The sequence below is a fragment of the Mesorhizobium sp. ORM8.1 genome, from assembly GCF_053005525.2.
Window position 1 is genome coordinate 7,155,714 of sequence record NZ_CM132600.1, and the last position, 13,402, is coordinate 7,169,115.

At 63.6% G+C, this 13,402-nt stretch carries 12 protein-coding genes and 2 pseudogenes; 9 read left to right on the top strand and 5 right to left on the bottom strand.

Annotated features, from left to right (window positions below; genetic code table 11):
- The first annotated feature begins 2 nt into the window (after positions 1-2).
- The 5 genes from ACVDG8_RS35680 to ACVDG8_RS35700 are packed head-to-tail and all read left to right on the top strand — an operon-like array spanning position 3 to position 4,880.
- A complete protein-coding gene (locus ACVDG8_RS35680) occupies positions 3-1,250 on the top strand; it encodes a vWA domain-containing protein (RefSeq protein ID WP_447252667.1) in 1,248 nt (415 codons plus the stop codon).
- A 45-nt stretch (positions 1,251-1,295) separates the two neighbouring features.
- Positions 1,296-1,634 (top strand): XdhC family protein, encoded by a 339-nt coding sequence (locus ACVDG8_RS35685; protein ID WP_447252668.1) that lies wholly within the window; start codon positions 1,296-1,298, stop codon positions 1,632-1,634.
- Positions 1,635-1,638: 4 nt separating this feature from the next.
- On the top strand, positions 1,639-2,343 hold the full coding sequence (locus tag ACVDG8_RS35690; protein WP_447252669.1) for an XdhC family protein: 705 nt from the start codon (positions 1,639-1,641) through the stop codon (positions 2,341-2,343).
- Complete coding sequence (locus tag ACVDG8_RS35695; RefSeq protein ID WP_447252670.1) at positions 2,340-3,956, top strand: NTP transferase domain-containing protein; 1,617 nt, start codon at positions 2,340-2,342, stop codon at positions 3,954-3,956. Before ACVDG8_RS35690 ends, ACVDG8_RS35695 begins: the two co-directional genes overlap by 4 nt.
- A 21-nt stretch (positions 3,957-3,977) precedes the next feature.
- A complete protein-coding gene (locus ACVDG8_RS35700) occupies positions 3,978-4,880 on the top strand; it encodes an alpha/beta hydrolase (RefSeq protein WP_447252671.1) in 903 nt (300 codons plus the stop codon).
- A 14-nt stretch (positions 4,881-4,894) separates the two neighbouring features.
- Here ACVDG8_RS35700 and ACVDG8_RS35705 read toward each other — a convergent pair whose 3' ends face one another.
- Complete coding sequence (locus tag ACVDG8_RS35705) at positions 4,895-5,944, bottom strand: DUF1176 domain-containing protein (RefSeq protein WP_447252672.1); 1,050 nt, start codon at positions 5,942-5,944, stop codon at positions 4,895-4,897.
- A gap of 142 nt (positions 5,945-6,086) precedes the next feature.
- Here ACVDG8_RS35705 and ACVDG8_RS35710 point away from each other — a divergent pair, with 142 nt between their 5' ends.
- The gene (locus ACVDG8_RS35710; protein ID WP_447252673.1) at positions 6,087-6,593 is read left to right on the top strand and encodes a DUF1993 domain-containing protein; all 507 of its coding nucleotides are present in this window, start codon (positions 6,087-6,089) and stop codon (positions 6,591-6,593) included.
- Positions 6,594-6,662: 69 nt separating this feature from the next.
- On the opposite strand, the gene ACVDG8_RS35715 is transcribed toward ACVDG8_RS35710, so the two are convergent.
- Entirely contained in the window at positions 6,663-6,827 is a 165-nt protein-coding gene (locus ACVDG8_RS35715) for a DUF1127 domain-containing protein (protein WP_124997668.1), read from the bottom strand.
- 345 nt (positions 6,828-7,172) lie between these two features.
- On the opposite strand from ACVDG8_RS35715, the gene ACVDG8_RS35720 reads away from it, so the two are divergent.
- From ACVDG8_RS35720 to ACVDG8_RS35730, 3 genes are all read left to right on the top strand, one after another.
- Entirely contained in the window at positions 7,173-7,682 is a 510-nt protein-coding gene (locus tag ACVDG8_RS35720) for a hypothetical protein (protein ID WP_447252674.1), read from the top strand.
- Between the two features lie 114 nt (positions 7,683-7,796).
- On the top strand, positions 7,797-8,864 hold the full coding sequence (locus ACVDG8_RS35725; RefSeq protein ID WP_455707446.1) for an aldo/keto reductase: 1,068 nt from the start codon (positions 7,797-7,799) through the stop codon (positions 8,862-8,864).
- A gap of 33 nt (positions 8,865-8,897) precedes the next feature.
- Positions 8,898-10,166, top strand: a complete 1,269-nt coding sequence (locus tag ACVDG8_RS35730; protein WP_447252676.1) for a cysteine desulfurase-like protein — start codon at positions 8,898-8,900, stop codon at positions 10,164-10,166.
- Between the two features lie 12 nt (positions 10,167-10,178).
- Here the strand turns inward: ACVDG8_RS35730 and ACVDG8_RS35735 are convergent.
- The 3 genes and pseudogenes from ACVDG8_RS35735 to ACVDG8_RS35745 all read right to left on the bottom strand — a co-directional run bounded on the left by ACVDG8_RS35735 (position 10,179) and on the right by ACVDG8_RS35745 (position 13,401).
- Positions 10,179-11,209: pseudogene (locus ACVDG8_RS35735) on the bottom strand (histone deacetylase family protein).
- A 2-nt stretch (positions 11,210-11,211) separates the two neighbouring features.
- Positions 11,212-11,720 (bottom strand): annotated as a pseudogene (locus ACVDG8_RS35740) (N-acetyltransferase family protein).
- Between the two features lie 298 nt (positions 11,721-12,018).
- Positions 12,019-13,401, bottom strand: coding sequence for an aminotransferase family protein (locus tag ACVDG8_RS35745; RefSeq protein ID WP_455707447.1), 1,383 nt, complete (start codon positions 13,399-13,401; stop codon positions 12,019-12,021).
- Position 13,402 lies beyond the last annotated feature (1 nt).

Consider the following 13,402-nt stretch of genomic DNA (forward strand, 5'->3'; position numbering starts at 1 on the left):
GCATGCCTTCGCAACCGGAACCCAGAGAGGCGCTCGCGCACGGACGCATCGCCGACAACATCGTCTATTTCGCCCGAACGCTGCGCAAAGCCGGCATGCGGGTCGGGCCGGCCTCGGTCAAGGATGCCATCGAAGCCGTGCTTGCCGCCGGCATCGGCTCGCGCGACGATTTCTACTGGACGCTGCACGCCGTGCTGGTCTCGCGGCACGAGGATCATCCAGTATTCGACGAGGCTTTCCGGCTGTTTTGGAAATCACGCGAATTGATCGAAAAGATGCTGGCGATGTTTTCGCCGATTGCGCCTGATAGGAGCGAGAAGCAAAAACCGCGCGCGGCGGAAAACCGTGTCAGCCAGGCGATGTTCGAGGGCCACAGCAAGAACCAGCCGGTACGGGAAGTGCCCGAGATCGAGGTCGATGCGCGTCTGACCTTTTCCGGCAACGAGGTGCTGCGCGGTAAGGACTTTGCGCAGATGGACGCCGGCGAAATGGCCAAGGCAAAAAAGGCGATCGCGGCGTTGCGCCTGCCGTTCGACACAGTGCGCACGCGCCGCTTCGAGGCGCACGCGCAGGGGCGGCGCATCGATCCGCGCGCCATGATGCGTTCGGCCGCGCGCACCAGTGGCGCGCTCATCCTGCCGAAGTACCGCTCACCGCGCGAAGTGCACCCGCCGCTGGTGGTGCTGGCCGACATTTCCGGCTCGATGAGCCAGTACACCCGCATCTTCCTGCATTTCCTGCATGCGCTGACCGAAAAGCGCCGGCGCGTGCATGCCTTCGTCTTCGGCACACGGCTGACGAACCTTACCCGCCAGATGCGCCATCGCGATCCGGACGAGGCGCTGGCCGAGTGCTCGGCGGCTGTCAAGGACTGGTCGGGCGGCACCCGCATCGGCGACACGCTTGCCGAATTCAATCGTATGTGGTCGCGGCGCGTGCTGGGGCAGGGCGCCGTGGTGCTTTTGATCACCGACGGGCTCGAACGCGACGACGTCGCCGGCCTGGCGGAAGAGATGGAGCGGCTGCACAAATCCTGCCGCCGGCTGATCTGGCTGAACCCGCTGCTGCGCTTCGACGGTTTCGAGGCGCGGGCTCGTGGCGTGAAGGCGATGCTGCCGCATGTCGACGAGTTCCGCGCGGTGCATAATCTTGATGCGCTGGCCGATCTGTGCGCATCGCTGGACAAGAAATCGGCCGCTTCGGTCGATCCGCGCCGCTGGCTGGACGCTGGCATCAGACGCGCCGCATGACCATATGTTTTGGATCCCGAAAAACAGACTTTGAGAGAAGCAGCTATGGACAACAGCATCTATCTCGATGAGGCCCGCGATCCCCTGATCATCGCGGAAGGCTGGATGAAGGACGGCAAGGATGTCGCGGTCGCCACCGTGGTCGAGACCTGGGGTTCGGCGCCGCGCCCTGTTGGCAGCCATCTGGTCATCGATGCCGAAGGCAATTTCCACGGTTCCGTCTCAGGTGGTTGCGTCGAGGGCGCCGTGGTGAGCGAAGCGATCGACGTTATCGACACCGGCAAAGCCAAGATGCTGGAGTTCGGCGTTGCCGACGAAACCGCATGGCAGGTCGGCCTGTCTTGCGGCGGTCGCATCAAGGTTTATGTCGAAAGACTAGGCTGACCAGATGGATCCTTATGTTCTCAAGACACTGAATGAAGAGCGTCGCGCGCGGCGCGCCGCGGTGCTGGTCACCGACCTCGGCGACGGCCGCGACCGCATCGTGCGCGAGGGCGATCCGGTTGCTGGCGATCTGGGAGCGGCAATCGCCAAGGCATTCCGCACCGGGAATTCAGCGTCGGTCGAAGCGGAAGGAAGGACATTCTTTCTCAACGCGCATCTGCCACGCCCGCGCCTTGTCGTGATCGGCGCGGTGCATATCAGCCAGGCGCTGGCGCCGATGGCAAGGATCGCCGGTTATCCTGTCGAGATCATTGATCCGCGCACGGCTTTCGCCACGCCCGAACGTTTCCCCGATGTCGCGCTGCATGCCGAATGGCCGGAGGAGGTGCTGAAGCAGGGACCGCTCGACAGCTATACGGCGCTCGCCGCCGTCACCCATGATCCCAAGATCGACGATTTCGCATTGAAGGCGGCGCTCGACGCCGGATGCTTCTATGTCGGGGCGCTGGGTAGCCGCAAAACCCACGCCAAGCGCGTCGAGCGGTTGCTGGCGTTGGGCGCCGGCGCCGACCAGATCGCGCGCATCCATGCGCCGATCGGCCTGGATATCGGGGCCGCCAGCCCGGCCGAGATCGCCGTCGCGATCCTCGCGCAGACCATCCACGCTTTCCGCTCGCGCGGTCTCGAAGCTAAAGGCGCCGTGGCGTGAAGTTCGGCCCGGTTCCGATCGACGAGGCGGAAGGCGCGGTGCTGGCGCATGCGGTGACGGCCGGCGGTCGGCGGTACCGTAAGGCTCACCGCTTGAGTGGCGAGGATGTTGCGGCCCTGAAGGCAGCCGGCATCGTCGAGGTCGTTGCCGCCATCCTGGCAGCCGACGATCTCAGTGAGGACGCGGCGGCGACCAGGATCGCAGCCGCGATGAGGCGCCGCAGTATCGACGCCAGACCTGCAGCCACGGGACGGGTCAACCTGCATGCCGAAGCCGCCGGTGTCTTCACCGTCGATGCCAGCGTGATCGATGCCATCAACGCGGTCGATCCGGCGATCACCATCGCCACGCTGGCGCAGCATGCGCCGGTCGAGCCGGGTCAGATGGTGGCGACGGTGAAGATCATTCCGTTTGCCGTCGCGGGAAGCCTGGTCGAGCAGGCGGTCGGAATCTGCGCTGCCGGCGAAATCTTCGCGGTCAACGCCTATCGCCCGGTCAAAGTCGGCGTCATCCAGACGGTGCTTCCCGGCATCAAGCCGAGCGTGCTCGACAAGACGCTGCGTATCACCGAAGTCCGGCTGGCGCGCTCCGGCAGCCGGGTGACGGCGGAGCGCCGCACGCCGCATGAAGTGGCGCCGGTCGCGGAAGCCGCCGCCGCGCTGGCGCGCGACAACGATTTTGTGGTGATCTTCGGCGCCTCGGCGATGAGCGATTTCGCCGATGTCGTGCCGGCTGCGATTGAAAGGGCCGGTGGGACTGTTATCCGCGCGGGCATGCCGGTCGATCCCGGTAATCTGCTGGTGCTGGGTACGCTGGCCGGCAAGCGCGTTATCGGCGCGCCGGGTTGCGCGCGCAGCCCGAAGGAAAACGGTTTCGACTGGGTGCTGGACCGACTGATTGCCGGGCTCGATGTCACCGCGAGTGACATTGCCAGCATGGGGGTTGGAGGGTTGCTGATGGAGATCCCGACACGGCCGCAACCGCGTGAGCCGGCACCAAGATCGGCAAATTCCGAGCCGAAGGTCGACATCGTGCTTCTGGCCGCCGGCCGTTCCAGCCGCATGGGCGGTCCGAACAAGCTTATGGCGCTCTTCGAGGGTAAGCCGCTGGTGCGTCGCACCGCCGAACGGGCGCTTGGCTCCAAGGCCGCCGGCACCATCGTCGTCACCGGGCATCAGCGCGAGCGCATCCGCTCCGCGCTTGCCGGCCTGGATTTGCGGCTCGCCGACAACCCGGATTTTGCCGACGGCCTCGCCTCGTCGCTGAAGGCAGGCATTGGCGGGGTCGCACCAGAAGCCGCTGGCGCCATGATCGTGCTCGGCGACATGCCGGGCGTGTCGTCAGACGATCTCGACAGTCTGATCGATGCATTCCGCCGCTCGGGCGGGCGCGCTGTCGTGCGGGCATCGCATCAAGGCAAACGCGGCAATCCGGTGCTTTTGCCGCGCGCGCTGTTTGCGGCCGTCGCGCAGCTGGAGGGCGACACCGGCGCGCGCCACCTCGTCGAGGCCGGCGGGCTCGATGTCATCGATGTCGAGATCGGGCAGGGCGCCTCGATCGATGTCGACACGCGCGAGGCGCTGGAAGGAGCCGGCGGCGTCCTGCAGGATTGACAAACCGGAGGCGAATTTCGCATGCCTTTGGGCATGTCTTTCCATTTCCGCTTTCTCTTCGCGCTGCTTGTCGCAACCGGGTTCGCCGTCTCGGCCGCCAACAGCCAGGCGCCGTCGCTAAAACCGTTCAAGGACGATCTCTTCGCCTATCCGCCGACGCTGTCGACCGGCGACAATGGCGCATACACCGTGCTCGACTATCACGAGATGCGCGACATCAACCAGCGCGACGAGGTGCCGGAAAAGCGGGTGCGCGCCCAGTATAGCGATCCCGGCGTGCGCAAGGTCCAGCAGGATCTGATGCTGAAATCCGACGCCGGCGATATAAGGCATGTCGCAGTCGGTAGAACGGCCGGCGCTGCCATCATCGTGCTTTACCTGCACGGGCAGGGCGGCAGCCGCAAGCAGGGCGTCGACGACTTCACCTTCGGCGGCAATTTCAACCGTATCAAGAATTTGATGGCCGCCAACAACGGCCTCTATCTTTCACCGGATTTCCCCGATTTCGGCGACAAGGGCGCGGGCCAGGTCGCGGCGCTGATCGATCACTATGGCGAGCAATCGCCAGGGGCGAAGATCTTCGTCGCCTGCGGTTCGATGGGCGGCATGATCTGCTGGAAGCTCGCCGACCGCAAGGATACGGGCAGCCGCATCAATGGGCTCTTGCTGCTCGGCTCGCTATGGGATGAGAGTTTCCTTACCAGCCCTGCCTTCAAGCGCCGCATTCCGGTGTTTTTCGGCCAGGGCAGCCACGATATCGTCTTCCCCGTGGACAAGCAGGAGGCCTTCTTCCGCTCGATCCTGGCCAAGTCGAAGACCTATCCGACCCGCTTCGTGCGCTTCGAGACCGGCACGCATGGCACGCCCATCCGCATGGTCGACTGGCGCGGCGCGTTGAACTGGATGCTGACGAAAGCGCCCTGAACAGGGTGCCCTTTTCAAGGCGCGGTGTTGTAGTCGATGATGGTCTGCGGATTTTGCTCGCCATCGTAGGACGCGTCGACGTCATACTGGACGAGGGAAAAGTCGCCATTGCGGAACAGGTAAGTGCCCGATGACGAGGCATCGGCAACCCCACGCCATTTGTTGAAAGTGCTGATCGTCTTGGTTGTCTCGTCATAGTCGGAGTTGGTCGCCCAGCCGCTCGTCTTGAAGCCGATGATGTGGATCGCTTCGACCTTGCCCTCGCTGTTGTTGTTCTCGTAGCGGATGTCGAGCTCCGGCTCGGTGAATTGCAGCTGCGTTACGCCGTTGACGTCGTCATAAATGTAATAGACCGCGGTTTCGTTATAGGCGGCCATGGAACAGAAGAAGCGGAAGAGCCGCGTCTCACGCTCCGGGTCGTTGGGCTGGGCGTCCTTGTCCTTGTAGTGGATGGAGTGAGCTTGGGGCTCTCCGATCGGCTTGCCGTCCGGATCCTGCTTGTCGCATTTGTCGCCATAGGTGGCGAGAAACGCCTTTTTCGCCTGCTCCAGCGCCGTGTCCTTCTTCGGCGGCGGCGGGCCGTCGCCGCAGCTTGCCGGCACCGCGCTGTCGAAGTCCTCGGTCGACGGCTTCAGCGCGCCCTTGTCGATGAAGATCGGCTGGAAGGGCGGCTCCTGGATCTGCGCATTGACCTGGCGGACCGTGTAGCAACCGGCAAAAACCTTGGCCTCGCCCTTCTTGTCGGTCGCCTGGATGGCGACAGGGATGCTGTAGTAGATGCTGCCGGCGGCACCGTCCTGCGATACAGCGCCAGTCTTGACCTCGACCGTGTCGGTATCGTCGTAACCTTTGGCGAAAGTGGCAAAATCCTTTGCCGGCTTAGTATCTCCGAAGTAACCCCAGGCGCGGGCGAACTCGTGCCGGCCGATGGCGCTGTAAAGCGAGCGGACGACCGATTCTGCGCTGGACCTGTCGTCGATATAGGGCGCGTCGGCGGCCTGGGCCGATTGTCCGATGCAGATCAGGGAGAAAAAGGCGGTCGCAGCGAAAGTGGCGCGTCTCATCGGGTCCTCCACTCGGGTAACGAAAATACTACCACGGCGATTGCGGCGACGTGGTGACGCCGGCGAGCGACTGCTTGAAGAATCGTGGCAGGAGGCGCTAGGTCACGGCCCGCGGCGCTGGAGCCGCCTTGGGAGGTAACCCGTGACCATTTCCATGTACGACATATCGGTCGGCGTCTTTTCGGCCCGGCTCAAGGCGTTGGCCAGCGTGCTGACCGCGGCCGAGCAGAATGCTGGCGAGCGCAAGATCGACCCGCAAGTGTTCCTGACAGCCCGGCTTGCGCCCGACATGTTCGCGTTGGCCAGGCAGGTACAGATCGCCACGGACCATGCCAAGGGCGCGCCGTCGCGGCTCGCCGGCCGCGAGGTGCCGAAATACGAAGACAATGAAGCGAGCTTTGCCGAGCTGCAGGCCCGAATCGCCAAGACGCTCGATCATCTGGCGTCTTTTTCGGCGGCTGATCTGGAAGGTTCGGAGGACAGGACGGTCGAAGTGCGGCTCGGCGGGCGCGAAACCACGCTGCCGGGCCTGCAATATCTGCTGCACCTGGCGATGCCGAACTTTTACTTCCACGTCACCACGGCCTATGACATCCTGCGCCACAATGGCGTGCCGCTGAGCAAGCAGACTTTCCTGGGAAATCGCTGACAGAACAAAAGCTTAGAGGTTTCCCGCCTGCTTAGCGGGAAACCCTCTTATCGGCTCGTTCAATGCGCCTCAGCGCATCGACATTTCACGCGCGATACGCGGAAAATCCGCCGGCTTGATGCCGATGTCGGCGCGGTCGGCATTGCTCATCGCATTGAGAAGCGCGAGCGCCGAACGGTAACGCTGCTGTTCCTGCGGCCTTGGCCGCGCGAACATTTCGGTGAAGAACCCCATGACTCTGTGCCCCAGTTCATCCTCCACCCTCAACCATATAGCTGATTTGTGAAAATTGTGCAGTGCAGCAATTGCATGGCTGCCATGCCACGCGCATTTTTTCACCACAATCGATTTTCGGTGAAACTTTTCGATCGGCTCGACCGTAGGCCCATATGCTGGCACATGGCTGGCTTTTTCCTCGCCACTCCTGGCGATCCTGCCGGGCTGCATGAAAATGCGGTCCGGCTTTTTATGTTCGGCGCCCTTCGAACCCTCCAGAAGTCCCATGAATGACGGCAATTCTCAGCGCCGTAGGCATTCATTTTTAACGAGAGCGCCCTATGGTCGTTGGTTGAGAAATGCATGCCGTTGCGACAGGAGGAGGCTGAGATCGGCACCAAGCGTGATTTCGCTTCATTGCTCGACGACCTGATCACCGCCTCCGAGAAGGGCGAGGATGAGGGCGCGCGGCCGTCTATTCCGTTCGATTATCTGTCGGTGGCGGACGAGCTTCATTCCGGCCGCATCAAGGTTGCCGGCGAGAGCGTTGCCGCCGAGTATCGTGAGGCAGGTGACCTGGCCGCCGAATTCGCCGCGCTGCTCGACCACGCGAAGCTTGCGCTCGCGAGCGAGGAACACCGGCCGGAGGAAAAGCTGCCGCCGATCGATCCCGAATCGATTGCCGGAGAGCTCGGCCTCGACCGTCCCGCCAAGAATGCCGATCTTGGCCGCATACGCCGTAGCTTCGCCTTCGCCAACCATCCCGACCGTGTCGCGCCGCATCTGCGCCAACGCGCCATGATCCGCATGCAGGTGGCCAACATGCTGATCGACGAGGCCAAGCGGCGGGCCCTGGCCGGCGCTAGAAAGTAACGGCTCGCAGATCACGCAAAAGCGGCCGCGACGGGCTTGGAGAACCTCCGGCCTTTGCTTTATGCTTGAATTTCCTCCCCGCGCTGTCCGCGCAACCTCCCATCGGAGAATTCCATGCATAAACGCCGCCTCGGTCGGACCGATCTTCTTGTTTCGCAAATCTGTCTCGGCTCGATGACCTGGGGCCAGCAGAACACCGAGGCGGAGGGCCATGCGCAGATGGACCTCGCCTTTTCGCGCGGCGTCAATTTCATCGACACGGCAGAGCTTTACCCGATCCCGCCCAAGGCTGAGACGCAGGGTCGGACCGAAAAGATCATCGGCAGCTGGCTGAAGGCGAAGGGCAACCGCGACAAGGTCATCGTCGCCTCGAAAGTGGTCGGCCGCACGGGCAACACCTGGTTTCGCGGCGACCGGTCTTCGCAGCTCAACCGCGCCGACATTTTCGACGCGGTCGAGAAGTCGCTGGCCAAGCTCGGCACCGACTATATCGATCTCTATCAGATCCATTGGCCGGAGCGGGATATCCCGTGGGGATCGAATCCGACGCGCATCGGCGCAATGCCGCGCCGCGCCGACAGCGAAGGCGCAACATCCGACGAGACGCCGATCGCCGAGACACTCGCTGTTTTGGAGGATCTGGTGAAGGCCGGCAAAATCCGTCATTTCGGCCTGTCGAACGAGAGCTCCTGGGGCGTCATGCGCTACCTCTTCAGATCCGAAAAGGGCGTCGGCCCGCGCGTCGCCTCGCTGCAGAACGCCTACAACCTCGTCAACCGCACCTTCGAAGTGAACCTCGCCGAGGTCTGCACACGCGAAGATATCGCGTTTCTTCCCTATTCGCCGTTGGCGCAGGGCTATTTGACCGGCAAATACGACCATGGCGCGCGGCCGCAAGGCTCGCGTTCGCAGCTCTTCAACCGCGGCCAGCGTTACGAGACGCCGAACGCGGCCGAGGTTCAGCTGGAATACAATGAGCTGGCGCGTTCCTTCGGCATGGAGCCGGCGCTGTTTGCCAACGCCTATGTGTCGAGCCGGCCGTTCGTGACCGCCAACATCGTCGGCGCCACCAGTGTCGCGCAGCTCGACATGGCATTATCCTCGGCCGACGTGACCTGGACCGAGGAGATGCAGAAGGCTGTAGATGCGATCCACCAGCGGGTCGGCAATCCGTGCCCGTGACTGGGAAGCGTTGAGGGAAGACAGATGGAGGCAATGGCAGATTTTCCGATCAAGGCCGTGCGCACAAAATTTCCGGCGCTTTCGCTGACCGACAAAGGGCGCCGCCGCATCTATCTCGACAATCCGGCCGGCACGCAGGTGCCGCAGGCGGTGGCCGACGCGGTATCGCGCTGTCTTCTCACCACCAACGCCAATCTCGGCGGCTTCTTTGAAACGACGGTCGCGGCACAGCATGTGGTCGACGACGCGCATGCCGCGATGGCCGATTTTCTCAATGCCGCAAGCGTCGAGGAAATCATCATCGGCGCCAACATGACGACGCTCACCTATCATATGTCGCGCACGCTCGGTCGCGGATTCAAGCCCGGCGATGAGATCATCGTCACCCGCATGGATCATGAGGGCAACGTCTCGCCCTGGCTGCAACTGGCCGAGGATCTTGGCTTGGTCGTGCGTTTCCTGCCCTTCGATGAGACAAGCTGGCAGGTCGAGGGGGCGGCATTGAGCGCTCTGCTTACCGACAAGACGCGGCTCGTCGCACTGAACTACGCTTCTAACCTCACCGGCTCGATCAACCAGGTGAAGGCGCTGACCGCTATCGCCAAACAGGCCGGCGCGCTGGTCTATGTCGATGCCGTGCAGTTCGCGCCGCATGGCCTGATCGACGTGCAGGACCTGGGCTGCGATTTCCTGGTTTGCTCGGCCTACAAATTCTTCGGGCCGCACATGGGCATATTGTGGGGCCGCCGCGACGTCATCGATGCGCTGAAACCCTATAAATGCCGCTGCTCATCGAACGGCCTGCCGGAGCGCTTCGAACTCGGCACGCCGCAGATCGAGCTGATGGCCGGCCTGACCGCGGCCGTCGATTATTTCGCCGATCTCGGCTCAGCAGCCGGTGAGGGTGGTTCGCGTCGTGAGCGGATCGCGAAAGCCTTCAAGGTGTCGATCGCTCATGAAAATGCCCTGGCCCGGCAGCTGATCGAGGGCCTGTCGGGCATCGAGGGCCTGGTCATCCGCGGCATCATCGATCCGGAACGGCTTGCCGAGCGCGTGCCGACCGTTTCCTTCACGGTCGAAGGCATCGCGCCGGAGACGATTGTGCGGCAGCTGAATGCCGAGAACATCTTCCTGTGGTCGGGCCACAATTACGCCTGGGAGATCGTCCACCAACTCGGCATTCCCGCCGAGCATGGCGTCGTGCGCATCGGCATTGCGCATTACAACACGGTAGCCGAGATCGATGAGACGCTGGAGAGCGTGCATCGGGTGATCGCAATGCTGAGGCAGCAGCGGCGCTGACCAGCGCCGCAATCAGTTTTTGTGAGCGCTGCCGAAGCCGGTCAGGAAAGCGGTGAGGTTGTCGCCGAGCGCGTCGCAGAGATAGCCGCCTTCCTGCACGATCACGGTCGGCAGGCGGAGCCTCGCAATGGCTTCGCCGATGCGCGAGAAGCCGGGCGTCGTGACCGAAAGCCCGCCGAAGGGATCGCCCTCGAAGGCATCGAGGCCGAGCGCGACCACCAGCGCTTCGGGGGCGAAGGCGCGGATGCGCTGGAAGGCTGTGGCCAGCACTTCGAGAAACGCTGCGTCGGCGGATTTGCGCGGCAGCGGCAGGTTGAAATTGTAGCCGAGGCCCGGGCCTTCGCCGCGCTCGTCGGCATGACCCCAGAAGAACGGATAGAAGCGCACCGGATCGGCATGCAGCGAGACGGTGAGCACATCCGGTCGCGCATAGAATATCCCTTGCGTGCCATTGCCGTGATGCAGGTCGACATCGAGGATGGCGACGCGCGCGGTGTTTTCCGCAGCGCTTGCGCGGCAACCGCAGAATTGTTGATGAAGCAGAAGCCGCCGGCGACATCGGCAAAGGCGTGGTGGCCCGGCGGGCGGCAGAGCGCGTAGGCAGAGGGCGCGCCGGTCATCACGGCCTCCGCAGCCCCAACCGCGCTCCAGGCGCTCCACAGCGCACTGTCCCAGGTCTCGGCCGAGATCGGGCAAGCCGTATCGGCCATGTGGTAGCCAGCCTGGCCGACGGCCGAGGCCGGGTAGGAGCCGCCGCGGGCAATCGGATGGATGTTCGGGATGACTTCCGCCGAAGCGCCGTCGATGCGCTGCCAGCGCGCGAAGATATGCTCGAGGAAGTCGAGATATTCAGGCGTGTGCACGGCGGCAATCGGACCGAGGCCGTGGTTCCTCGGTCTTTCAACCGTCAATCCGGCAGATGTTGCGCCGGCTAATAATCTCACGATCCGCTCCGGTTTTTCCGGATTGGGTTGCGGTGCGCCGCTGGACAGGAAAGCCTTGGGATCGTGGCGCTTTTGCTCTTCGGCATAGAAGGCTTTCATCGTCATTCCTCCGGCGCGTCGGCAAAAGCGAAGAAGGCGTCGCCGACGATTTTCCGCACCTGCTCGTAGTTCGCCCAGCCGATGCCAAGTCGTTCATAGAAGGCCTTGGCGGTCTCGTTGTCGGTATCGACGGACAGTCTGAGATAGACGCCGCCAGCCGCGCGGCATTCCTTGCCACGCGCCGCAGCAGCTTCTCGCCGATCCGGCGGCCGCGGAAACGGTCCTCGACATAGAGGTCCTGGATATAGACGCCGGGACGGCCCATCCAGGTGGAGAAGATCGGGAAATGCAGGCAGAGGCCGGCGAATTCGCCGTCGACCTCGGCGATCAGGGTGGAGAAGGCGGGTTTTTCGCCGAAACCGTATCGGCGGAGGTCATCGGCTGTCGATTTGATCTCCTGGTGGGAGCCGATATGCGTGCTGAGGCGCAGCAGCGCCGCGTGGATGGTATCGACGTCGTCGATGGTGGCGGGGCGGAGGGTGACGGTTTGCGCGGTTGAGGTATGGCTCATGGAGAGCATGGCGCCCAGGCCCCCCCCTCTGACCTGCCGACCATCTCCCCCTCAAGGGGCGAGATCAGCAGCTTTGGCGCCGCGGCTCTTTCTGCAATGTTGGAGGTTGGCGAAGGCACTCGTGACGGCCAATCTCCCCCTTGAGGGGAGATGTCCGGCAGGACAGAGAGGGGGGCGAAGGAACGCCGTCATCTCAAAGCCATTCTCAAAACGTCACCCTATCCCCATCCTTCAGCGCCGGCATCGCGCGCCTCCGGACTCGCAGGCGTGACTTTCCTCGGCGCCATCTTTTCGTCCCTCAGCCTTCAACCGGCAGGTCGAGTTCGGCCGCCAGCGCTTCCAGCGAGTCGCCGATGATGGCGATCATCTCGCCGATCTGCTCGCAGGTAATGATCATCGGCGGCGCCACCATGAAATTGTCGCCATCAACACCGCCCTTGACCTTGCGACCGTAGATGATCAGGCCGCGCGCATAGGCGAGGTCGAGCAGGCGCTGGGTGGCTTTCTTGCCCTGATCGATCGGCTGTAGCGTGTCGGGATCGGCAACCATTTCCGCGCCAAGCAGAAGGCCTTTGCCGCGCACGTCAGCGATGAACGGAAAGCGCTTCTGCAGCTCTTTGAGCTCGCCGATCAGCACGTCGCCCATGGCGGCGGCATTGTCGATCAGATCGAGCCGGTCCATCTCGCCGAGCACGGCAAGGCCGGTGGCGCAAGCGAGTGGATTGCCGGCATAGGTGTGGCCGTGCTGGAAGCCGCCCGAGGCGAGCAGCGGCTCGACCAGCCGCATCGGGGCCGCCAGCGCGCCGAGCGGCGCGTAGCCCGAGCCAAGGCCTTTCGACAGCGCGACGATATCGGGCTTGCAGTTCCAGTGGTCGCCGCCGAGGAATTTGCCGGTACGGCCGGCGCCGCTCATGACTTCGTCATGGATGAGCAGGATACCGTGGCGGTCGCAGATCTCGCGGATGCGCGCATAGTAGCTGTCGGGCGCGACAAGCGCTGCTGTCGCGGCGCCCCCGATAGGCTCCATGATGAAGGCAAGCACGCTATCCGGCCCTTCGTCCAGGATCTTTTCCTCCAGCATGTCGGCGTAGCGGATGCCGCGCTGTTCCATCGAGAGATTGTCGCGATCGCGCCAGGCGGTCGGCGCCGGCACGGTCGGCATCGGCCGCATCATCGGCGTGAAGGTCTCGGCCAGCGCGTCGTCGCCGGTGACGGAAAGCGAGCCGAGCGTGCCGCCATGGTAGGAGGGGAAACGGGTGATGATCTTCCAGCGCTTCGGCTGGCCGGTGGCGACGGCCCATTGCCGGGCAAGCTTGATGCAGGATTCTGTCGCTTCCGAGCCGCCGGAGACGAAGAAGATGCGGTCCATGCCTTCGGGGAGCTTTCCCGCCAGTTCGCGCGCCAACTCCTCGGCCGGCTCGTTCTCGAAATGCAGCCGGTAAGCGAAGGTGGTTTTGTCCATCTGCCGCTTCATGGCGTCGAGCACATTGCGGTTGGAATGGCCGATATTGGCGACCATCGGCCCGCTCGAGCCGTCGATGAAGCGGCGGCCGTCCTTGGTCCAGAAGTAGATGCCTTCCGCGCGGTCGACGAGCGGCCGGCGCAGGCTGGACAGATAGAACAGATGCGACGGCTCACGCGCTTCGGTTTCGGCAGCGGGCTGGACTTGCGATTTCGGCATG